General features: G+C 39.1%; 25 protein-coding genes. 14 read left to right on the top strand and 11 right to left on the bottom strand.

Annotated elements, in window-relative coordinates; genetic code table 11:
• Positions 1-58: 58 nt before the first annotated feature.
• From E4K67_RS14620 to E4K67_RS14610, 3 genes are all read left to right on the top strand, one after another.
• Positions 59-445, top strand: coding sequence for a GntR family transcriptional regulator (locus E4K67_RS14620; protein ID WP_135547993.1), 387 nt, complete (start codon positions 59-61; stop codon positions 443-445).
• Entirely contained in the window at positions 438-1,340 is a 903-nt protein-coding gene (locus E4K67_RS14615; RefSeq protein ID WP_135547991.1) for an ABC transporter ATP-binding protein, read from the top strand. Before E4K67_RS14620 ends, E4K67_RS14615 begins: the two co-directional genes overlap by 8 nt.
• A gap of 559 nt (positions 1,341-1,899) precedes the next feature.
• The gene (locus tag E4K67_RS14610; protein WP_243454479.1) at positions 1,900-3,330 is read left to right on the top strand and encodes a DUF6449 domain-containing protein; all 1,431 of its coding nucleotides are present in this window, start codon (positions 1,900-1,902) and stop codon (positions 3,328-3,330) included.
• Between the two features lie 168 nt (positions 3,331-3,498).
• On the opposite strand, the gene E4K67_RS14605 is transcribed toward E4K67_RS14610, so the two are convergent.
• The 3 genes from E4K67_RS14605 to E4K67_RS14595 form a co-directional block, all read right to left on the bottom strand.
• Positions 3,499-3,819 carry an EscU/YscU/HrcU family type III secretion system export apparatus switch protein gene (locus E4K67_RS14605; protein ID WP_135547987.1) on the bottom strand — a complete coding sequence of 107 codons (321 nt, stop codon included), beginning with the start codon at positions 3,817-3,819 and terminating at the stop codon, positions 3,499-3,501.
• On the bottom strand, positions 3,816-5,558 hold the full coding sequence (locus E4K67_RS14600; protein ID WP_135547985.1) for a hypothetical protein: 1,743 nt from the start codon (positions 5,556-5,558) through the stop codon (positions 3,816-3,818). Before E4K67_RS14600 ends, E4K67_RS14605 begins: the two co-directional genes overlap by 4 nt.
• Positions 5,559-5,628: 70 nt before the next feature.
• Positions 5,629-5,868: an extracellular solute-binding protein gene (locus tag E4K67_RS14595; protein WP_199242548.1), complete on the bottom strand. Its 240-nt coding sequence runs from the start codon at positions 5,866-5,868 to the stop codon at positions 5,629-5,631.
• 126 nt (positions 5,869-5,994) lie between these two features.
• Between E4K67_RS14595 and E4K67_RS14590 the strand changes: the two genes are divergently transcribed.
• Positions 5,995-6,417 (top strand): MarR family winged helix-turn-helix transcriptional regulator, encoded by a 423-nt coding sequence (locus tag E4K67_RS14590; protein WP_243454478.1) that lies wholly within the window; start codon positions 5,995-5,997, stop codon positions 6,415-6,417.
• Positions 6,418-6,495: 78 nt separating this feature from the next.
• Here the strand turns inward: E4K67_RS14590 and E4K67_RS14585 are convergent, their stop codons facing one another.
• Positions 6,496-7,821: an alkyl/aryl-sulfatase gene (locus E4K67_RS14585; RefSeq protein ID WP_135547982.1), complete on the bottom strand. Its 1,326-nt coding sequence runs from the start codon at positions 7,819-7,821 to the stop codon at positions 6,496-6,498.
• A gap of 421 nt (positions 7,822-8,242) precedes the next feature.
• Here E4K67_RS14585 and E4K67_RS14580 point away from each other — a divergent pair, with 421 nt between their 5' ends.
• The 3 genes from E4K67_RS14580 to hepT all read left to right on the top strand — a co-directional run bounded on the left by E4K67_RS14580 (position 8,243) and on the right by hepT (position 10,178).
• Positions 8,243-9,118, top strand: coding sequence for a DegV family protein (locus E4K67_RS14580; protein WP_135547980.1), 876 nt, complete (start codon positions 8,243-8,245; stop codon positions 9,116-9,118).
• Positions 9,119-9,346: 228 nt separating this feature from the next.
• Positions 9,347-9,772 carry a type VII toxin-antitoxin system MntA family adenylyltransferase antitoxin gene (mntA, locus tag E4K67_RS14575; RefSeq protein ID WP_135547978.1) on the top strand — a complete coding sequence of 142 codons (426 nt, stop codon included), beginning with the start codon at positions 9,347-9,349 and terminating at the stop codon, positions 9,770-9,772.
• Positions 9,762-10,178: a type VII toxin-antitoxin system HepT family RNase toxin gene (hepT, locus tag E4K67_RS14570; RefSeq protein ID WP_135547976.1), complete on the top strand. Its 417-nt coding sequence runs from the start codon at positions 9,762-9,764 to the stop codon at positions 10,176-10,178. Before mntA ends, hepT begins: the two co-directional genes overlap by 11 nt.
• Before the next feature lie 618 nt (positions 10,179-10,796).
• Here hepT and E4K67_RS14565 read toward each other — a convergent pair.
• From E4K67_RS14565 to E4K67_RS14545, 5 genes are all read right to left on the bottom strand, one after another.
• The gene (locus E4K67_RS14565; RefSeq protein ID WP_135547974.1) at positions 10,797-11,489 is read right to left on the bottom strand and encodes an ABC transporter permease; all 693 of its coding nucleotides are present in this window, start codon (positions 11,487-11,489) and stop codon (positions 10,797-10,799) included.
• Positions 11,490-12,404 (bottom strand): ATP-binding cassette domain-containing protein, encoded by a 915-nt coding sequence (locus E4K67_RS14560; RefSeq protein ID WP_135547972.1) that lies wholly within the window; start codon positions 12,402-12,404, stop codon positions 11,490-11,492. It lies immediately after the preceding gene.
• 117 nt (positions 12,405-12,521) lie between these two features.
• Positions 12,522-13,460, bottom strand: coding sequence for a sensor histidine kinase (locus tag E4K67_RS14555; protein ID WP_135547970.1), 939 nt, complete (start codon positions 13,458-13,460; stop codon positions 12,522-12,524).
• A complete protein-coding gene (locus E4K67_RS14550) occupies positions 13,453-14,151 on the bottom strand; it encodes a response regulator transcription factor (RefSeq protein ID WP_135547968.1) in 699 nt (232 codons plus the stop codon). The genes E4K67_RS14555 and E4K67_RS14550 overlap by 8 nt, the downstream gene beginning before the upstream one ends.
• Positions 14,148-14,336 carry a helix-turn-helix domain-containing protein gene (locus E4K67_RS14545; RefSeq protein ID WP_135547966.1) on the bottom strand — a complete coding sequence of 63 codons (189 nt, stop codon included), beginning with the start codon at positions 14,334-14,336 and terminating at the stop codon, positions 14,148-14,150. The genes E4K67_RS14550 and E4K67_RS14545 overlap by 4 nt, the downstream gene beginning before the upstream one ends.
• 134 nt (positions 14,337-14,470) lie before the next feature.
• Here E4K67_RS14545 and E4K67_RS14540 point away from each other — a divergent pair, with 134 nt between their 5' ends.
• From E4K67_RS14540 to E4K67_RS14520, 5 genes are all read left to right on the top strand, one after another.
• Positions 14,471-14,623 (top strand): helix-turn-helix domain-containing protein, encoded by a 153-nt coding sequence (locus E4K67_RS14540; RefSeq protein ID WP_243454477.1) that lies wholly within the window; start codon positions 14,471-14,473, stop codon positions 14,621-14,623.
• 144 nt (positions 14,624-14,767) lie between these two features.
• Positions 14,768-15,097, top strand: a complete 330-nt coding sequence (locus E4K67_RS14535) for a PadR family transcriptional regulator (RefSeq protein WP_135547964.1) — start codon at positions 14,768-14,770, stop codon at positions 15,095-15,097.
• 19 nt (positions 15,098-15,116) lie between these two features.
• Positions 15,117-15,956 carry a pentapeptide repeat-containing protein gene (locus E4K67_RS14530; RefSeq protein WP_135547962.1) on the top strand — a complete coding sequence of 280 codons (840 nt, stop codon included), beginning with the start codon at positions 15,117-15,119 and terminating at the stop codon, positions 15,954-15,956.
• 11 nt (positions 15,957-15,967) lie between these two features.
• Complete coding sequence (locus E4K67_RS14525) at positions 15,968-16,936, top strand: ATP-binding cassette domain-containing protein (RefSeq protein WP_135547960.1); 969 nt, start codon at positions 15,968-15,970, stop codon at positions 16,934-16,936.
• The gene (locus tag E4K67_RS14520; protein WP_135547958.1) at positions 16,914-17,690 is read left to right on the top strand and encodes an ABC transporter permease; all 777 of its coding nucleotides are present in this window, start codon (positions 16,914-16,916) and stop codon (positions 17,688-17,690) included. The genes E4K67_RS14525 and E4K67_RS14520 overlap by 23 nt, the downstream gene beginning before the upstream one ends.
• Before the next feature lie 77 nt (positions 17,691-17,767).
• Here the strand turns inward: E4K67_RS14520 and E4K67_RS30130 are convergent, their stop codons facing one another.
• Complete coding sequence (locus tag E4K67_RS30130) at positions 17,768-17,944, bottom strand: hypothetical protein (RefSeq protein ID WP_199242547.1); 177 nt, start codon at positions 17,942-17,944, stop codon at positions 17,768-17,770.
• A gap of 457 nt (positions 17,945-18,401) precedes the next feature.
• Here E4K67_RS30130 and E4K67_RS14510 point away from each other — a divergent pair, with 457 nt between their 5' ends.
• Positions 18,402-19,013: a GNAT family N-acetyltransferase gene (locus E4K67_RS14510; protein ID WP_243454476.1), complete on the top strand. Its 612-nt coding sequence runs from the start codon at positions 18,402-18,404 to the stop codon at positions 19,011-19,013.
• 94 nt (positions 19,014-19,107) lie between these two features.
• Positions 19,108-20,154 carry a hypothetical protein gene (locus tag E4K67_RS14505; protein WP_135547956.1) on the top strand — a complete coding sequence of 349 codons (1,047 nt, stop codon included), beginning with the start codon at positions 19,108-19,110 and terminating at the stop codon, positions 20,152-20,154.
• Between the two features lie 83 nt (positions 20,155-20,237).
• Here E4K67_RS14505 and E4K67_RS14500 read toward each other — a convergent pair.
• A partial coding sequence (locus E4K67_RS14500; RefSeq protein WP_135547954.1) for an EamA family transporter occupies positions 20,238-20,482 on the bottom strand: 245 nt, incomplete at its 5' end.

Here is a 20,482-nt window from a genome sequence, read left to right as displayed (position 1 = left end):
TGTTAATATCACACTGTATTAACTGTACTAATGATTGTATGACAGATGGGAGGTAACTATGTTTCAATTGGATTATATGGATCATAGCCCTTTGTACGAACAGATTAAGGAAAAAATCAAAGCACTCATCATTAACGGAGTATTGAAACCTAACGAGAGGGTTCCGTCTGTTCGTGAATTGGCTCAGTCTCTCACAATTAACCCCAATACCATTCATAAGGCCTACAAAGAACTTGAACTCGAAGGATACATATACTCCATTCGGGCCAAAGGAAGTTTTGTAACACCCATAAACGCTAAAAGGAATCAAGCAAGAAAGGATGACTTGCTGCTGGAGATCGACAAATTAGTCTTAGAGCTGGCCTACATGACTATTCCAAAGGAGCAGCTCATTTCCAGAATTGAGGAAATATATAGCAGAGGGAGGCAAAGGGAGAATGATTGAGGTCCAAAAACTAACAAAATCCTTTGGTAAATATAAGGTTCTGGATGATCTGAATTTAAGGGTCAATAAGGCATCAGTCTATGGCCTGTTAGGGCCTAATGGTGCCGGCAAAACGACTCTGATTAAACATTTGACTGGATTATACCGCCAGGATCAAGGAATCGTGACTATTGATAGTCAACCTATCTACGAAAATTCTGAGGTTAAATCTCAAATGGTTTATATTCCTGACGATTTGTACTTTTTTTCTCAGTACAGCATCGATGAAACAGCAAAGTTTTACGCAAACATATATCCTGAATGGAATTGGAACAGATACGAGCAATTAAAGCAGGTATTCCCGATCGACAGCAAGAGAAGGGTTGTCAAACTGTCTAAAGGAATGCAGAAACAGGTGGCCTTCTGGTTGGGAATTTGCACAATGCCAAGGGTTATGATCCTAGATGAACCTGTCGATGGTCTTGATCCTGTCATGCGCAAAAAGGTATGGAACCTTATACTTCAGGATGTAGCTGAAAGGCAGGTATCCGTATTGGTATCCTCTCATAATCTGAGGGAACTAGAAGATGTTTGTGATCATATCGGAATACTTCACCATGGGAAAATCGTTGTTGAGAGAGAACTAGATGATATGAAATCGGATGTTCACAAGTTTCAGCTGGCATTTTCTGCTGAAATTCCGGAAGGATTCCTTGAAGGTCCAGAGGTTCTGCATAGAACACAGACAGGAAGCATCCTGTTGCTGATTGCCAGAGGGGATAAGCATGAATTATTGCAAAAGATGAAATTAGCGAATCCAGTTATTTTGGATGTACTTCCTCTGACACTTGAAGAAATATTTATTTATGAGTTAGGGGGAATTGGTTATGACATACAAAATACCATACTTGAATAAAGCTTTAATCTTAAGCGATTTCAAACGTTATTGGTGGGTAAGTGCTCTCTATACACTGGTACTTATGGCTTATATTCCTTTCAGTCACCTTATGAAAACCATAGAGATGGATAGCCGGAATACTCTATGGATCCAAGAGACTATAGATAGAACACTAAATCTTTCACAGGATAATTTTCAAGCTATTCTAATCTGTATTGTACCGGTTCTTTTGGCAACGTTAATATTCAGATACTTGCAGGTAGACAAGTCATCCGTCATGATGCATAGCCTGCCCATTAAAAGGAGCTCTCATTATGTCAGTCATTGTTTTTCAGGACTGGTTCTTTTATTAATACCTGCAGTCCTAAATTGTCTGATTTTAATATTGTTAAACTATTTGACGGTACTGGAAAGTTTTTATACTCTGCCTAAAATCTTTATCTGGCTTGGATTTACTACATTTTTCAGCGTTTTATTTTATAGTATCGCCGTATTTGTAGGTATGTTTACCGGATCTTCCGTAGCCCAAATCGTATTCACTTATGTAGTCCAAATACTGCCCGTTGGAATTTATGTTTTGGTTAAATTTAGCTTAGCGCAATTGTTGTACGGATTTGCTGATGCCACCAATTCACTTTTTATTGAGGATAATCATCCCTTATTTTGGTTGCTCAATGGAACTTCCCTGAGAGATCTGCATACTGTTGGCTACTTTATGACTTACATCCTGGCAGCCGTCATGTTTTTAGTCCTGGGATGGTTCGTCTATAAATATAGAAAGCTGGAAACGGCAGGAGACATTATTGTCTTTCCAGTCTTATACCCAGTCTTCAAATATGGGTTGACGTTCTGTATAATGCTAGTTGGAGGAACCTATTTTTGTGGCGTTTCCAGACAATCCTTTCCCTTGCTGATGTTTGGATATATTTTGGGTTCGGTCCTAGGGTACTTTGTTGCAGAAATTTTGATCCACAAGTCGTTCAAAGTTTTGCATTTCTATAAGGGTTATCTATGCTATTCAGCGGTGATTCTGATACTATTTGGAGGTATATCCCTGGATGTTTTTGGTTTTGTTAACCGTGTACCAAACCCTGAGGAAGTAAACAAGGTTTATTTTGGCTATAATTTTGAAGAGTGGGTTTATTATGAAAAAGAAAAAAATCCTGATTATTTGGAGTCTAGATACGGAAAGGGTTACTTTGCAAACAACCAACCCCTGTTCCTGGAAAGCAAGGAGAATATTGCTGGAATTACTGAGCTGCAGAGACATTTAATCAAGGAAAGGAAGAAGGGGGAAGGCCAATCCCGTTATATAATTTATTCTCTGAAAAATGGAGGATATATTATTCGGCAATACAACATTAATGAAACTGATCAGAATGATGCTGCTTCGCTTAAGCCGATCTATGAATCCGTTGAGTATAAAAAATCTAGATTTCCGGCAATTGCTCTGAGGCCGGATGATATAAAATTAATTACTCTCAACGACAATCGCAGCAGCAAAAGGCCAGTAATTCTCACAGGAGAAACGGACATTCAGGAATTAACGGAGCTGTTGGAAAATGAAATAATTAAGATGTCCTATGAGGATATGGTATCTGGAAAATCTGGAAAGGACCAATATATAAGGATATCTGTAATAGACAATAAAGATAAAGAAACAAACATCCAAATTCAAAGGAGTTTCACATCGCTAATAAAGTGGCTTAAGAATAAGGGGTATTATGATAGATTCGCATTGTTATTAGACGACATTGAATCTGTTGAGTTGGAAAAAGCAGATAGGATAAGCAACTCAAAACAAGCAGTAATTCCTAAAAGAGTAGAAATTAAAGAGCGAGAAGTGATTGAGGAGTTATTTAATGTTGATCCAAGTACAGATTACAACAGCAATACTATCACTGTGCGCTTTAACATACGGAATAGTTCCTGGGAAAAACAGGTCAACATTGATACAGCTGTTTCAGCAAGATTAAAAGGATATTTCGGGGAGTTGGCAAACAATTAGCAACATTTATTCCACGTATGTACAATGCGTATCAGTTTTGACGAAAAATTAAAAGATGCTAAGTTTAAGGTGGGCTGGCCGGAGTTTGTGGTAAACGGTCATTGGACTCTGAAGATTAAATAATAGTTCATTGTAGAAGTCGGTTGCTTTTGGCAATTGCGTCTGACTCTATTCATTTTTTAGTGTTTCTATGATGTTTACCGGAATAGTGGCTGGCTCGGTCGAATCGTAATATACACTCCATTCAGAATCCAATCTATAAATTAACGTAAGAATTTCAGCCACGGCTGTATAGAGTTCTGGTGGGATCTCTTGATCAATTTCAATTTTTATTAAAGCTTCGACTAATTGGGCATCCTTTTGTATTGGAACACCTAGTTCCTGAGCAGCTTCGATTAAACATCGTGCAACTTCACCTTGCCCAGAGGCTACTATCTTTATGGCCCCGATCTGATCGTAAGCTAATGCAACTACTGCTTTTTCTTTCATGCCAATACGTCCACTCCGTTCTTTGCCTCTCCTTTAAGCAATGTATGAAATTCCGGATTATCTAAAGGTTTGATATGAATAGAGGTTAAGGTAATGCCTATCATTTGAAAGCTCCTTTTCACTTCGTCCCTCAGACCATCAAGAAGTATTGATAAAGCGTCTGGATTTTTCGTTAATAGACTTAATGAAAGTTGATTCATATAAAAGAAAGCATCAATGCCAATCGGTCCGAGATTAAGTGTTTCAGTTTGTAACGCGATACGACAATGTTTAGGATCAAGCTTACCATTTTTACGACTTCCCTGAATGGCAAGCTTAATTGATTTGACTTTCTGGTCTTGTCTAATTGGAATTTCGGCTAACATATAACCATTACCATCCACACCAGTATCGTACCATAATTGCTGGCCTGTAATCTTATCTAATAATTGATTAATGACCGATGAAGAGGGATGAGTGTTCGTCAGGCCAAGCAGCTGGGCCTTTAGGGTATCTTTTAACTGAGCAAGTTCCTCTGAATCTCCCCCTTGTCCTTTGATTAAAATGTCAAACAATCGGTGCTCATAATTTATCCCAAGTTGTTTTAAAAAGGATTTTAATTGTCCTGCTGTTTCTTGATTTGACAGCCCTTTTAAGTTGGGTATTAAATCATTGAATTTATGTAATAGTTCTTCCGGAAGATCGGAATCTTTAAGGATTTCTGGATATGAAGCAGTCTGCGCATCGTTTAATAAATAAACAAATAACTCATTATTAGGTAAACCGCGATTAGCCAATACCGTATTTATCGTGTTTGATAGGACGGATTCCACCGGTTTCTGAACTTCAATATTCTGGCTCAGCACTAACGTATTGTCTACAAAGTTTTTAACAACAGCCTGAAATTTCTCCCCGAGTTTTGCTTCGAAATCTAAAAAGGCTTGAACTGGTTTACCATTAACCAAAATAGACGCTTTGCCATCTTCTACCTGGCTTAACATTTCGATTATTATCTTTTGCCCTATTTGAAACGTGTCCTTGCCAGGCATAGCTACAACAGGTTTCTGAACTTCAGTATCCTGGCTTAGCACTAACGTATTGTTTACAAAGTTTTTAACAACGGTCTGAAATTTCTCCCCGGGTTTTGCTTCGAAATCTAAAAAGGCTTGAACTGATTTTTCATTAACCAAAATAGACGCTTTGCCATCTTCTACCTGGCTTAACAGTTCAATTATTATCTTTTGCCCTATTTGAAACGTGTCCTTGTCAGGCATAGCTACAACCGGTTTCTGAACTTCAGTATTCCGGCTTAGCACTAACGTATTGTCTACAAAGTTTTTAACAACAGTCTGAAATTTCTCCCCGGGTTTTGCTTCGAAATCTAAAAAGGCTTGAACTGGTTTACCATTAACCAAAATAGACGCTTTGCCATCTTCTACCTGGCCTAACATTTCGATTATTATTTTTTGCCCTATTTGAAACGTATCCTTGCCAGGCATAGCTACAACAGGTTTCTGAACTTCAGTATCCTGGCTTAGCATTAACGTATTGTTCACAAAGTTTTTAACAATAGCCTGAAATTTCTCCCCGGGTTTTGCTTCGAAATCTAAAAAGGCTTGAACTGGTTTACCATTAACCAAAATAGACGCTTTGCCATCTTCTACCTGGCCTAATATTTCGATTATTATTTTTTGCCCTATTTGAAACGTGTCCTTGCCAGGCATAGCTATAATAGCGTTAGGAACTGATCCGATTTGCACGTTAACACCTCGAAACTTATATATTTCACTTTTAATTATACCAGTTTTTTGATTCTCTTTTAGACAAATTTTAGACCTCGGGCATATACCCAGTCTTCATAGAAAAATAGGCAGTATTTTCAATGCTCGTCAAGTCTTTCAGATAAAGCCAAGCCGCTAATTTCTGTTCAGCACTGCCAGACTTAAACATGGCGACATTGGTACCATAGTATAATTGGACATCTTCCTTATAGGTCGGTAACGGGGCTGCAAACCATTTGGCTTTCAAACCATTTTTGATGGTTGGAATCCCTGAGGTAGAAGCAGACATTTAACTGGGGGAGCAATGCTTCAGTTACGCGGCCAGACACCCTGGTTACGATTCGCAAAACTCTGGAGCAACTTCTTGACATTTAGTTTGATATCAAAGTATAATTTAATTATGAAGCATATAAATATGGATAATACAATTAATCTAATGAGCAGAATCAATGAGCGAGCGAATCGTTTTATTCTGTCTGAGCTGGAGAAACAAGGGATTACAGATATATCCCCTTCACACGGAGCGGTGTTAGTCGCTTTGTTCCAGAACGCTGAATTAACTATGAGCGAAATCGCTGAGCGAATCAATCGGGATCGCTCCACAGTCACGACTTCAGTCAATAAGTTGATCGATTTTGGTTATTTAGATACGGTGAAAAATGCTCAGGATAGCCGATCAACCATAGTTTTTCTTACCACAAAAGGAAAGGAGTTAGAACCAGTATTTTTTCAGATCTCTCAAAGCTTGGTAATGACGGAGTACAAAGAGATTAATGCTGAAGAGAGGGAAATCTTCAAGAAAGTCTTGCAGCGCATCTATACAAATTTTTCTCAATAACTATGCTTTAGCTTAAAAAGCAACCAAGGCATGAACAATAAATTGCCTTGGTTGCTTTTTGTTATCAATGTGGATTTCTTAGGACTCGTTTTTCTTCTCCATGTCTATGGCCGCGCCAGCCAGCGTTACTGAGCCGCTCTTTCCGAGGAATTGTTTGGCACTTAATAAATAATAATGCCGCGCATTAGCACTTGTTTGCATACGTCCTAGATGAACGAGACCTTCGGCCTTGAGAGACTTGGCTGTATCGGTTATTTGTTCGGCATCAAGGAGTATATCACAAAGTTCAACTCCCCATTGTTCATCTTCATTTTCGATTGCCTGTTTAGCTTCGGCGTAAACTTTCTCAGCCCCTCCCATAATAGCTAACGTTTTCTCCGCTTGCACTTTGACGGGCAGAGAACCTAATTTTGTAGGGTTACCATCAAACCAACCCAGGTAACCGGTATAAATTGATCGGACAGTCCACTCTACTGTACCATAATATTCTTGTAGGTTTGGTAAAGAAGCCCACTTCTTTGGCAATTTCACGGCATCAACCAATTGATCAATAGTTAATCCTCTGTTCATACCATGTAAAGTTTCTGTTAAGACATAGTTTATGGCATCGCGATAATTTGTCAATTTTTCTCTAACATTTTCCTTTCCGCTGATAGCTTGGGTATGGCCTGGTAAGAGATGCTCAGCGTCATAGGAAAGCATTGTATCAAGTATGTTGACCCATTGACTAATATCACGGTATTGACCGCCGCGAATGGCATAAAGATTTGGCCAGGAATTATAATAATTATCTCCGCAGCACAAAACTTTAAACTGAGGTAACCATACGAACAACTGATCATCTGTTTCTCCAGGAGCACCTACCATTAGCACCTCTATGCCATCAATGTTCAGAGCTAAAGCTTCCTCGGAAAACATTCGAGTGGGTTTAAGGGCGGCCATTGTGCTCTGAAGATTGGTCAGCGGACCGACCCCAAGGGAAATACTCTCTTCCGGTGTGAGGCCTACGCCAAATTGCTTTGCTCCTCGAACAGCCGCAATATCTTTGATGAGTTCGGAACGCGTATATTGAGGGTAACTGGGTGTTCTTGCGATGATTTCGCATCCTTCATCAGCAAAGACTCCGGCACCGGATGTGTGATCAAAATGAAGGTAATGAGTAAAAATGATGTTTGTAATTGGTTTATCAATAAACGTACGAATGTCCCGTAGGGCCTCTTCAGCATATTCTCGCCCATATAACGTATCGATCAATAAGCAACTTCCTTGTCCTTCGACTAAAATGGCTTGACTGCAACCGTACCCCTGTATGAAGTAAACTTGATCAGTAATTTTTTTAATCCCTTTAGGAAAACCTGTTCTTGCTTCAGCAATTAATTTTTGTTCACCGATATAACGATTCATAAAAGATATCCCCTCCATTTACTTTGATGCCAAACTATCTATGTGCATTTTACTTGGACATCCAAGTAAAATCAAGAGATATATTAGATATTTCTATTGTATGGTATAACTTCCGACTTTCTGGGGTTCACCCACTATTGTAAATTCTCAACCGTATCCCATCATCCTCTAGTGGTTTGAATGAGTGATATGTTATGAGATGGACGATCGATTGAACTAGTGTTCAGTCAGGCTCTTTTGTATTTTCTTGGATTATTTTTTCTATCGTGGGAGGGTATGAGGGGGAAATGTAGAAACATTAAAGTGGAATAACTTGGGGTTTCTAACATTGAAACTGGAGCTAATAATGAGGGCAGACAAATGAAGAATACCAATTTTCTCAAGAATTTAAAATAGGATATATTAATAGGGAGGCGCGTAAATGAATAAAGCAATATGTCAAATAGTTGACTCTTCAGGGAGCGTACCTCGAGACTTGATCAAAAAGTACAACATCAGCGAGGTTCCATTCTTCTTCAAATTTGATGATACAAATTGCTACCGCGAAAATGTTGATTATGAAATAACCGAGTTTTATAAACATATGGAAGAATATCCAGAAGATGTTCCCAAAACATCTTCTCCCAATATTAATGATTGGTTGACTGTGTTTGAGGAGCGGTATGCAAGGGGTGATAAAAAATATATAGTAACGACGATTTCTTCGAAACTATCTTCCAGTTTTCAAACGGCTATTTCTGCAAAGGAAATTTTTGAAGAGAGATATAACGATGTTAATATTGAAGTGATTAGTTCAACTACTTGTGCTTGTGGACAGGCCGCATTGGAGATTGGGATCGCTAAGATGATTGATAGCAATAGAGATTTTAGGGATATCGTCGAAACAATTCATAGTATGGTTACAAATATAAATACGCTTTTTGTGGTTAACAGCTTGACATATATGAAGGCTGGAGGCAGAATCGGAGGAGCGACTGCCTTCTTGGGAAAACTAATCAACATTAAGCCAGTATGTGAGTTTATAGATGGCGTAGTACATCCCATAAAAGCGATACGGGGAAGAAAAAAATCACTTAAAACCATGATAGATATCGCAGTTTCAAGGATTATTGATATTAATAAGATGATAATCATTATACAAAATGCAGAATGCCAGGAAGATGCGGACTATATGTGTAATTATCTAAGAGAAAAAACAAATTTTGGTTGTCAAATATTCAAAAGCACTTTAGGAATTATAGTAGGAGCGCATTCAGGTCCGGGAGCAATAGGGATCGGTTTTGTGGAGCATCCATGATCTGCGCTTTCATCGGAGGCAACAGGCTCAGCGATCGCTCGCGTTCGGCGAAGGCAGTATGAAAGGGCGGATCAAAAACGTGCTGAATTTCAAAAAGCCCTCGCGGGTGATCATCACCGTTGCAGTCTCCCTCGTTGCGGTCTTGAGTGTGGTCTTTGGAAAATAATTCCATATGCCTTTTTTATACACGTTTGGCATGATATAATGGAACAAAGGGGGGTGATGCCAATGCGAAAAGTGCCCGTTGAGTTGCTATCCTGGCAAGAATTCTTTCAGTCCCGAGTTGAAATTGCTGCTGTTTATTTATTTGGATCATTTGGTACTGAGTTTGAACATCTGCAGAGTGATATTGATTTGGGAATAGTTTTTACTCGCTCAGTTACTCTGCCGGAGGAATTGGAGTTAGATGTGGCATTGAGTCTTCATGTTGGTCATGACCGAATAGATTTGATTAATTTGAATCGCGCTCCAATCGCTTTACAGTTTCGCGCCCTCCGGGAAGGCATACTTGTCTACGAAGGAGACTATTTTAAACATAGTGATTTTATAGAATTCGTGATTAAGACCTATCCAGACTATGCTGTTAAGTATGCAACATTCGCTCATGATTACGAGCAGGCCCTAAAGGAGGAATACGGCAGTCATGGTGGATAAAGATATTATACAGAGAAAACTATCATTTATTGATCTAAAGTTAGGAAATTTAGAGACGTTAAAGCTAATGGAACGTCATGATTTTTTAGCTAGTTTTCAGGCGGTAGATGCTGCGAAATATAACCTTCAAGTCTGTATTGAGGCTTTAATAGATGTTTCTAACCATGTTGTAGCAAGAGAACGCTGGGGAATCCCTAGTACTTCTGCAGAAGTGGTAAAGCTTATCATACAACATGGGGTATTGGATAAGGATAAAGAACCTTCGCTTGTGCAAATGGTGAAGTTTCGTAACCGAATTGTGCACTTGTACCAAGAGGTTGATGACTCTGAGATTTACCGGATTTTACAGGAAAACCTTGATGATATTAAGGGCTTCATCCAAGCAGTGCTATGTAAATTTTTTTAATGGGCGTTTGCAATGAATTTCGGAGGCATAAAAAGCAGCTAATCTCTACGTGAAGATTAGCTGCTTTTTATGCTATAATGTCTATCTCAATATGACTTTCAAGGGATATAAAGTTTCTGGAATATTTACACTCTTATCAATATAAATTTTAATCTCTTGGCATTCATATTCATCGTAAATGAAAGAGCCACAAGTAAATGAGTCTTTTGAGCAATTGAGGTTTTTTGAGGAAGACATATAATGCGTTGGTTGAGAAAACAGAAATTCTCACGCCAACGCATTACCGACCAGCAGTAGTTAATTCCGTTAGAAGGTTAACTGAATAATACGCGTAATGATTCCTATAATGCCTAAAAATACACAAATTGTTCCGCCGACAGCTTTTGATTGACTTGACGAATTCTTTTTCCTTGAAATCAGATTGAGACCAAGGAAAATTAAAATCACGCATAGTACCATATTTATCCAAAAAAAGATATTGGTGATCATTGTTCTTATCCTCCCTTTCAGTCCTTTATGGACATTCCTAGTACGTTGCTTTTTCAAAATTCTTAAAAAACTATTGCAAATTTCTTTCCCCCGGAAAATCTCATAAATAAAAAACTACGCAGCAGTCTGCTATACAACATCTTTTTTCTCGACATCTCTTATCGTTAGAAACGCGAAGACAATTGAAATGAATGTCAAAACAATGGGAAATACTACACTCCCTGCCAACGAAAATCCGCCTATGTTGCCTTTGAGCAGGACAGCTAAGAAAAACGATGCCACAATTGTTGCCACAGGCGATTTACTTATCATTCCAACAAATAATGCGATTAAGCTGATACAAATGGTCATAACAGATTTTATGACTACACTGACATAAAATGTAATATTTAAGATATCAAAATCTATTTTTATTGACGGTTGCAGGTAGCGGGAAGCAATATAAATACTGCCATAAATGATTACCTGTGCTACGATTATTGATACAAAATTGAAACCCAGGACTGCTATAATTTTTGATGCTAAAATTTTTCCTCTTTTAATAGGATAAGAGAACATCAAATCCATGGTTTTGTTCTTGTACGCATTGATGGTAAATGCAGAATGCATAATTGCTGTAAAGATTAAGAATACGATACCTGTTAACATTTCTACAAAAAACGAAACGCCTATAATTCCTTCTGCGATTTCCGGGTCTTCAAATCCTAAAAAAAATACAAATCCCACCGAAAGCGCAGTTAGAGATAAAATTACTATCACAGAATATAAAGCGTACTTCGCCGCATTATTCTTTAACATTTCCAGTCTGATTAATTTCAACATTTACCTGCCCTCCGTGGTCATCTTGATAAAATAATCTTCGAGAGATTCACTTTTTTTGCTCATAGATTCAATAGCCACGTTGTTGAGCACCAGACTTTTTGATAATTCCTGTGTTGGTCTGGCAACATCGTAAATTCTTATAACTTTGTCATCAATGATTTTAAAATTATTGATATGCAAATGTTCAGAGAGTACATATGCAGCCTGTTTTAAATTTCCAGCCACTAATTCTACATACGAAAGATTCATATCGAGAACTTCTTGCATGGTAAGTTCTCGCAACATTTTCCCGTGATTAATGATACCGATCGTATCCGCGATATTTTCTATTTCGGATAAAATATGGCTTGAAATCAAGATTGTTATACCGCATTCCTTGCAAAGCATTTTAAGAAGATCCCTGATGTATTTAATACCGGCCGGGTCAAGTCCGTTCATTGGTTCATCCAGTATAAGCAGCTCCGGCTTAGTCAACACCGCCCTAGCAAGTCCGAGGCGCTGCTTCATACCCAATGAATAACTGCGAACAGCTTTATTACCTGTTTCAGTTAAATCTAACATTTCAAGCGCGTTCTGTACGCTATTGGGACTGTAATACCCCATATATTCACAATGCAGTTCAAGATTTGCCGCACCGCTTAGATGGTCATAAAATGCTGGATATTCTATGATACTTCCCATACGTTTTAATACATTGTAAGAAGAGTTCGTAAGCCGTTCTCCGAAGATTTCAATTTCTCCACTTGTGGGTTTGAGCAAATTGGTAATCATTTTCATGACTGTTGTTTTACCGGCGCCATTCGGACCGAGGAAACCATAGATTTCATTTCGTTTGACATTCATATCTACCTTAGACACTACTTCGCTGTTATCAAATGCTTTTGTAATTCCATGCGTTTGGATAACATAAGACATAAAACCGCCCTCTTTCTATTTTTACCCTAAGGCTATTGTAGCTTTTTGCCTTTTCAAAACTCTTGAATAAATCTTACGAATTTCTTTCGCTTGAGTATCAGCGGTAAATCAAGTAAGTTAATAGTTCATCTTTTTTAGTTTTACTGTAAAAACCGTTTCAATAAACGGCTGACTCTTTAGCGTAATTTCGCCACCTAGCTTTTCTGCAAGACGTTTTGCAATTGTAAGCCCCAGACCATTCCCTTGTATTTCCTTATTCCTCGAATCTTCTAACGTATAAAGCCGATCAAAAACAAGGGCTGTGGATTTTTCTTCAATTCCTTTTCCTTTGTCAATGATGTCGATGTAGGAATAATTATTATCAAAACGCAGACTCATACCTAAATATTTGCCATCATAACCGTAGCGAACAGCATTTGATATTAGGTTAAAAAAGATGCGATCAAGTGCATCCTCGTTTCCCTGTACATAGATATTAATTTCAGGTATGTTAAGCTCTACCAAAAAGTCTCTGTTTGTCAGAATATCGTAGAAGTCCAAAATGTTTTTCTTGCATATTTCATTGATATTTATTCGGGTTATAGGGATATCGGTATCTCCAGCCTCCAATTTCGCCAAGGTGAAAAACTTATTGATTAATTCCATCACCTGATGCGCTTTGTTCTCAACCTTTTTAAGCGATTCCGATTCATTGCTTGGACGCATCAACATAATTTCAAGATAGCCTAAGATGACAGTCAAAGGTGTTTTTAGATCATGAGATATATTTGATAACATTCGCTTTGACGCGAATTCGGATTTTCTGTAGTCCGTTTTTGCCTTTTGCCGATCTTCAAGCATCCGGTTTGTTTGCGTAATCAGTTCCATAATGGATTTTTCGTCAGTAAATACCATAATTTTTTCAGCTGTGTTTTCATCCAGTATACGCGAGAGGTCCTCAGTCACCTTCAATAAATCTCTTTTGATTGCCTTCTTGGAATAAAAAACAAAACAAAGTGCGACTAACAGCCCAGCGAAGCAGAAAGCCAATAAAAATCCATAGATTGATTCAATCATTACCCTCACCTAATTTATATCCGATTCCCCATACCGTTTCTATGTACTTGGGGTTTCTCGAATCATCCTCGATTTTTGCTCTTAATCTGCTGATATGGACATTAACAGCATTTTCATCGCCTATATAGGCATCGTTCCATATCTGAGTATAAAGCTGAGCTTTTGTATAAACCTTTTTAGGGTTTTGAATTAAAAGTTTGAGAATATCAAATTCTTTGGCTGTCAGTTCAATCTTTTTGTTTCCTTTGCTAACGGTATAGTCATCTACATTCAATGCAATATCATATGTCGTTAAAAGATGCGGTTCTTCGATAGGTTTATTCTGTGAATATTGTGTTGAACGCCTAATATTTGCTTTTATTCTTGCCAGCACCTCTGTTATGGAAAAAGGCTTGGTAATATAATCGTCCGCTCCTAAACCTAACCCCAGTGATTTATCCAAATCGGTATCCTTTGCTGAAATAATAATTATCGGCACAGTGCTTTTTGACCTAATATTCTGCATGACCTCAATTCCATTTAATTTAGGTATCATAATGTTAAGCAAAACTAAATCAAAAGTTTCTTCCGCAAATCTTTGAAGACCATCTTCACCATCAAGCGCATTGACAACTTCAAATGATTCACTTATCAGAAAATTTTGTAGGATTTCGTTAATTTCAATATCGTCCTCAATTAATAAGATTTTCATACCGCACCTCTTTTCTCATTCTTTTTTCTGCGTCCATCAACTGGTTTGTCAGCATTTACAGGAACAAGCCAAAGATTTCCCTTTTTTACTGCACCGTTAATACGTCCAGCAACACAATAATGTGTAACCATCCGTCCAGTGATACCCCACTTTTCACCTGCTTCTTTGACTGTTAAATAGTCCATACCTACACCGCCTCGTATAATCTATAGCCATTATATTTCAAGTTCTTGAAACAAACAAAAATCAGTCTTTTCTTTTCTGCAAATACGGTAACAAAAAAGAGACACTGAGATAGAAATGGGCAGGTCTCCGAACAATGACCTGCAGAACGTATTTTAAAATCGCTGAGATGCATGAATCTAGTTTTCCAACCGATTCGGAATGTTTTGTTACGGATATCATCAGTTCGTTGAATATTGGTGCTCCGACTATTTCACATCATATCAAAGAATTAGTAAATGCCATTTAATTCATCGACGGGCATGACACCCCACTTTAAATACGGAAGTAGGATTGTAATTGTAAGTGTATGGATGATAACAGCATAACGGATGTGACAGTACCTTGACAGTCGATGTAATATGCTGTATATTGTATTTGTGGAGGTGACACAATGGTTGATAATAAGATTTCCTCGGATTTACTCAGAGGGCATACTGATACGATTATTTTGAAGTTATTGATAAGCGGTGACAAATATGGGTATGAAATATCGAAATTGATAGATTCGAATTCCCATGGTGAGTACGAACTTAAGGAGGCTACTATGTATTCGAGCCTGAAGAGGCTAGATAATGATGGTAGTATCACTTCATATTGGGGTGATGAGACCCAGGGTGGTAGGAGGAAGTACTATAAGATTTCCGAAAAGGGGAAAGAGACATATATTCAAAATTTAAAAAACTGGGAGTACGCTAAGCGTATTCTCGATCAATTACTATAAGAGGAAGGTGCTAATAACAATGAATAAGAAATTAATCAACTATTTAGATGGAGTATTTTCACCCTATGAGGATTTGCATTCGGTCAAAGAATTGAAAGAAGAGTTGTCTAGTAATTTACAGGAAAAATTGAGTGATTTGAAGAGTCAGGGTTACGATGATGAGGTTGCTTATAATATGACCATCGACTCAATTGGAGATATATCAGAGATTATAGAAAGTATCTCTGCAAAGACTAGAGAACTGCATCAGATGGTAAACCAGGATTTTTCAAATATTAATCTCCCAAATTCTGATTTTAAAGGGGTAAAAGTGCATGAGGGTACGTTTAACGGCAGCGCCCTTAAAGAATCAGACTTCAGCAATTCAGATTTAAGTAATAGCACCTTTAAAGGCACTGATTTACAGAATTCCGATTTTAAAAAGGTAACCATTCATGATGGATCCTTTAATGGTAGTGCCCTTAAAGGATCAGATTTTAGTGGTTCAGATTTAACGAACACTTCCTTTAAAGGGTGCGATTTGACGAACGTAAGGTTTGAAGGTGCTAATCTTACAAGAACAAAATTAACTTCGGTGGGTCTGAAAAATATGAGTTTTAAAAACTGTGTCTTAGATTATACGGATTTTACCTATTCAGATTTGTCGGGAGTATGTTTCGATAATCATACGCTGATTGGTACTATTTTTAAGGGCGCAGGTTTAGCAGGGACATCATTTAAAAATGTAGTTTTTAGAAATGTATACTTTAACAGCGCCTATGTAAAAAAAGCAATTTTTGACGGCGCTACAATGGATAAATTGACTTATGCTGTTTTAAAAGGCAGCAAAGCAAACCTAACTAACGTAACAGTAATTTAGGGGGTGGGATTATGATCCAAACTAATACAGCGATTTCGGTAAGTGGTATTGAGAAGTCATTTAAGAATATTAAAGTCCTTCAAAATGTCAATTTTACCGTTCGAAAAGGTAGTATTTTTGCCCTGCTGGGCTCTAATGGCGCGGGCAAAACCACAATGATTAAAATCCTAAGCACTTTAATCAAACCCGATCAGGGAAGCGCGCAAGTCTGCGGCTTTGATGTTACCCGTCAGCCGAATCAGGTGCGTGAAGAAATCAGCCTAACGGGGCAGAATGCAGCAGTGGACGGGGTTTTGACAGGCAGAGAGAACCTGCGCATGCTTGGAAAGCTGCGCCATCTGCCTGACTCAAATCAACAAGCCGATGTCTTACTGGAACGGTTTGATTTGCTGGAAGCCGCCGACCGGAGGGTTGCGACCTATTCAGGAGGTATGCGCCGACGACTTGACCTGTCGATGAGTTTACTGGGAACTCCCTCCGTAGTGTTTCTTGATGAGCCAACCACCGGATTGGACCCTCAAAGCCGTATCACAATGTGGAAGATCATCACAGACCTCGCCCATTCAGGGATTACCGTATTTTTGACCACACAGTATCTGGATGAGGCAGATCAGCTTGCAGACCAAATCGCCATCCTCAACAATGGGAAGATTGTAGCGGAAGGAACCGCGGCGGAATTAAAAAAACTGCTTCCCCACGGCCATATTGAACTCAGCTTTCGCAATGAAAAAGAAGTACAAACGGCGCGTGATCTGCTTGGAGATTATAAAGTAAGCTTGGATGGGGAAAATCAAGCACTTATAGTAACCACTGACGGGAGCATCAAGCAAATGACAGATATTCTCAACCGGCTTCAAAACGCAGGACTTTCGGTTGCCGAATTTGCGCAAAAGCTGCCGACACTGGAGGATGTGTTCCTAACGATTATCGGTGAAAAGCAAGGAAAGGAGATGTCAAATGATGATCTTATCAGGAATTAGACGTAATTTCGGCGATACGGCAGTGTTGAGCGGGCGCATGATGCGCCATACATTCCGGAGCATCGACACATTGATCACGGTAGTCGCAATGCCGATTATGATGCTGCTTATGTTTGTTTATGTATTCGGTGGAGCGATGAACACCGGTTCGATTGATTATATCAATTTCGTGGTTCCCGGCATCCTTCTGTTTACCATCGCCAGCGGCGTGGCTTATACAGCGTTGCGTTTAAACAACGATGTCACGTCGGGGATCTTCGACCGCTTCCATTCGATGCCCATATCGAAATCTTCAATTTTAGGAGGGCATGTGCTGAATTCTGTGGTGTTCAACATGTTTTCAGTCATACTGGTGCTGCTGGTTGCCCTATTGATCGGATTTCGTCCGGAGGCGGGGCTCGCCGAATGGTTACTGGTTATCGGAATGGTGTTACTGTTTACGTTTGCGATGACATGGGTCGCTGTAACTTTTGGTTTGCTGGCTAACAGCGGCGAAGGAGCGGGGGTCTTTGCCTATCCTCTGCTGGGCCTGCTGTTTATCAGCTCAGCCTTTGCGCCAACCGAATCCATGCCGCAGGTTCTCCGTGCCTTTGCGGAGTATCAACCGATGACGCCGCTTATTGAGGCTGTACGCTCCCTGCTAATGAACGAGCCAGTTGGAAACAATGCTTTGATTGCAGTTATATGGTGCGTGGGTATTCTCGTTGCTTCCTATATTTCTGCAATGCAAATTTATAAGCGTAAGATGGCATAAATTACTCTTAAATAGTAACAAACCACTTTACTCTGAGTAGTCAGAATAAAGTGGTCGTAAGGTTAAAATCTAAATAACTAATCTTGAAAATCGGTTAATTGTAACTGAACAGAGTTAAGTGAATTTATTGCTTCTTGAATCTTGTTTCTATTATCTGCTCTTTCGGCAGAATTCAGTGCATTTTGTAAAGTGTTAACAGTAGATTGTATTGATGATATGCTGAGAGTAACTTGTTGTTTTGCTTTTCCTGACATTATTTACTCCTCCAATATAAAATATTTCCAAAATAGTATCTGCACAAATTTTGATATATATTCTGAGGTGGTATGGGCATAATGGGCTACTTAATGCAAAAGGCTGGAGCAAATAATATGCTTCCAGCCTTTTTGACAGTCTTCGTTCTAGTCAAAAATGTTGCGTAAGTCAATTGCTAAGTCATTCAATATCCCATCGTTTATTGTTTCGTTCCCGTACACTGCTGGTTCAGTAAATAGATTCTCGGAAAATATGCTTAGCTATTCTGCTTTCGAAAAAACTCGATTTGGCAACCCTATAGCAGGATGATGGGATATTCATAGAGAACTTGTCGATAGCAAGATTTATTGAGCGGAGGAAAAATTAATCAATAATATGCTATAATATGGGAAAACGGTATGGTACTTAAAGGAAGGCCATGATTATATCGAAAATTAAGAAAGGGCGGACCATGTGATGTCCTTACCAGAAGAAAATAAAAAACATGCCTACGCTGATTATATAACTTGGCCGGAAAATGAACGATGGGAAATAAATAGAACAGCGGCGAATTTTCTAAGTTTGAAGATAGTATTCAGCGGAGGAACTTATATGGAAATAAAGATCAGAGAAGCAAGCATCAACGATTACGAAGGTTTATGTGATGTTTATGTCGAACTTGATGAACTCCACAGATTGAATCATCCTGAACTTTTCATTAAACCTGAAGAATATGCAAGGGCCAAAGAGTACATATTGGAAAGCATCAATGATGGAAATAAGGCCCTTTTTGTGGCCGAGGTCGACTCAAAGCTGGTTGCTTATGCAGAATGTAACCTTCAAACGTCTGCTAATTTTCCTGTGATCAAGAAGAGGGAATGGGTACAACTAGATGGTATTTCGGTAAAAAGAGAGTACCATAACCATCATATAGGGTCCTTACTGTTAAAGAGAGTCGTTGAATGGGCTAAAAGTAAAGATGTGAATAGAATTGAACTAAAAGTCTACTCCTTTAATTCGGAAGCCGAAGATTTTTATGTAACGAAAGGTTTTAAAGTACTAAGTAAAGCAATGTATCTAAACTTATGACCGTAACAGTTACTCAGGCTGTCCCCTGATTCCAGACTCGCCGGATGCGAAATAAGTAGTAAAGCTTGCCGAAAAGAACGCAAGGAGTGAGATTATGAATATTCGATATTTACACGAACGCTTATCTCCTATAGAAGAGATTACCGTGGTTGGCAAGAATACAGTGGTGGACGGTGTTATTTGCCATGTTATGGGTGTAGTACGCTATGGCAGGAAAATGCGGCTTTTGGTTCTGCAATATGATGAGGCTTATCGGCAGCATGTTGAGGAGGCTGAAGTTGCAGACTCGTGTGATACTCGGGATATGCCCGAGAGCAACCGAATGGTGCTGCGTGGCCAACGACAACTTGATGCCGTAAATCCTTTTGGGACAGTTAGCAGAGTATTCATTGGGGAAAGAGAGTTTAAAGTACACACTTCGGAAAATCGGCGACTCAGTTCGCAGGATTGGGAGTGCGTCCTGATACTCTCTGAATTCCTGCGTCGCGGCTGGCAACCGGCAGGTATCGATTTTCAGAGCATTGATATGCTATTTCTAACCAGTTTGGAGCTGGACGGCGACTATACCGCCATCCCAGCCTTCGGCGAGAATTCGGCGTTGCGCTTTACCATGGGGCCCGACAGCGTGGCATATTTGGTTGAGCAACCGATTACTTTGACTGTCGGCAGTGAATACCCTGACAAACTGCGGTTCCGAGATACGGTTAGCGGTGAAGAACGTTGGGCGCAGATCAACCGAGTATATCTGTCGGATATGTGGGCAGATATGGCAAAGACCTTCGCTGACCCCAAATTGCAGGAGCATATGACTCTGGAGCAAATTACTCAGGCCAAATTAGATTTTGAAAAGCGGTTCTTAGAAATCTGCCCCAAGGGTATGTGCTTTCCCATCATCGAGTATGAATGCGAGGAAGGTATCTTCCTCCAGTTTTATTTCAAAGATTATCTGGATGCAACGCCTATAAGTAGAAACAGCGTCTTGGGATTCATAGTCAGCCCGGATCAGCCTACAGGTATTTTAGGATTGAAACTGAAAGCTGCTATTATTCAGGAGCCGGTTCCCGCGAACACCGTAAGCATCGAGACAGAACTGTTTCAATATCAACATACCACCACTGGCGGTGATATTGTATTGAAGTAAGCCTGTATCAGGCGAGAAAATTATGGAGTTCTTAGTACAATGAATGTTTATTTTCACATTAGTATCGAAATGCGAGGATTCCCTCAATGGGAAGTTCCAGTTGTTCGAGCATGTTCTTTATCAAACGAGTTTTTCCGCGGAGTTCCTAATTCAAAATTGATAATTACAATGGCAAGAAGTGTTATTAATCCACCGACAAGCTGGATGGCTAAAACACGTTCTTTGAGAATAAGGTAACCGCTGAGAACTTCAACAACAGGGATCAGATTTAAATAGATGGTTGTTAGAGCCACATCCAAACGTTTCAAGGCATAGTTATACAAAAAGT

The organism is Desulfosporosinus fructosivorans (genome assembly GCF_004766045.1).
GTDB classification, from domain to species: domain Bacteria; phylum Bacillota; class Desulfitobacteriia; order Desulfitobacteriales; family Desulfitobacteriaceae; genus Desulfosporosinus; species Desulfosporosinus fructosivorans.
This window is presented reverse-complemented; position numbering and strand designations above follow the sequence as displayed.

Bases quoted from the DNA above. Each gene is read 5' to 3' on its own strand.
- E4K67_RS14605 (WP_135547987.1), bottom strand. From the start codon at position 3,819: ATGAAAGAAAAAGCAGTAGTTGCATTAGCTTACGATCAGATCGGGGCC.
- mntA (WP_135547978.1), top strand. From the start codon at position 9,347: ATGCGAAAAGTGCCCGTTGAGTTGCTATCCTGGCAAGAATTCTTTCAG.
- E4K67_RS14595 (WP_199242548.1), bottom strand. From the start codon at position 5,868: ATGTCTGCTTCTACCTCAGGGATTCCAACCATCAAAAATGGTTTGAAA.
- E4K67_RS14505 (WP_135547956.1), top strand. From the start codon at position 19,108: ATGAATATTCGATATTTACACGAACGCTTATCTCCTATAGAAGAGATT.
- E4K67_RS14550 (WP_135547968.1), bottom strand. From the start codon at position 14,151: ATGAAAATCTTATTAATTGAGGACGATATTGAAATTAACGAAATCCTA.
- E4K67_RS14615 (WP_135547991.1), top strand. From the start codon at position 438: ATGATTGAGGTCCAAAAACTAACAAAATCCTTTGGTAAATATAAGGTT.
- E4K67_RS14560 (WP_135547972.1), bottom strand. From the start codon at position 12,404: ATGTCTTATGTTATCCAAACGCATGGAATTACAAAAGCATTTGATAAC.
- E4K67_RS14520 (WP_135547958.1), top strand. From the start codon at position 16,914: ATGATGATCTTATCAGGAATTAGACGTAATTTCGGCGATACGGCAGTG.
- E4K67_RS14590 (WP_243454478.1), top strand. From the start codon at position 5,995: ATGGATAATACAATTAATCTAATGAGCAGAATCAATGAGCGAGCGAAT.
- E4K67_RS14585 (WP_135547982.1), bottom strand. From the start codon at position 7,821: ATGAATCGTTATATCGGTGAACAAAAATTAATTGCTGAAGCAAGAACA.
- E4K67_RS14620 (WP_135547993.1), top strand. From the start codon at position 59: ATGTTTCAATTGGATTATATGGATCATAGCCCTTTGTACGAACAGATT.
- E4K67_RS14565 (WP_135547974.1), bottom strand. From the start codon at position 11,489: ATGTTGAAATTAATCAGACTGGAAATGTTAAAGAATAATGCGGCGAAG.
- E4K67_RS14525 (WP_135547960.1), top strand. From the start codon at position 15,968: ATGATCCAAACTAATACAGCGATTTCGGTAAGTGGTATTGAGAAGTCA.
- E4K67_RS14545 (WP_135547966.1), bottom strand. From the start codon at position 14,336: ATGGACTATTTAACAGTCAAAGAAGCAGGTGAAAAGTGGGGTATCACT.
- E4K67_RS14535 (WP_135547964.1), top strand. From the start codon at position 14,768: ATGGTTGATAATAAGATTTCCTCGGATTTACTCAGAGGGCATACTGAT.
- E4K67_RS14530 (WP_135547962.1), top strand. From the start codon at position 15,117: ATGAATAAGAAATTAATCAACTATTTAGATGGAGTATTTTCACCCTAT.
- hepT (WP_135547976.1), top strand. From the start codon at position 9,762: ATGGTGGATAAAGATATTATACAGAGAAAACTATCATTTATTGATCTA.
- E4K67_RS14510 (WP_243454476.1), top strand. From the start codon at position 18,402: ATGTCCTTACCAGAAGAAAATAAAAAACATGCCTACGCTGATTATATA.
- E4K67_RS14580 (WP_135547980.1), top strand. From the start codon at position 8,243: ATGAATAAAGCAATATGTCAAATAGTTGACTCTTCAGGGAGCGTACCT.
- E4K67_RS14555 (WP_135547970.1), bottom strand. From the start codon at position 13,460: ATGATTGAATCAATCTATGGATTTTTATTGGCTTTCTGCTTCGCTGGG.
- E4K67_RS30130 (WP_199242547.1), bottom strand. From the start codon at position 17,944: ATGTCAGGAAAAGCAAAACAACAAGTTACTCTCAGCATATCATCAATA.
- E4K67_RS14540 (WP_243454477.1), top strand. From the start codon at position 14,471: ATGACCTGCAGAACGTATTTTAAAATCGCTGAGATGCATGAATCTAGT.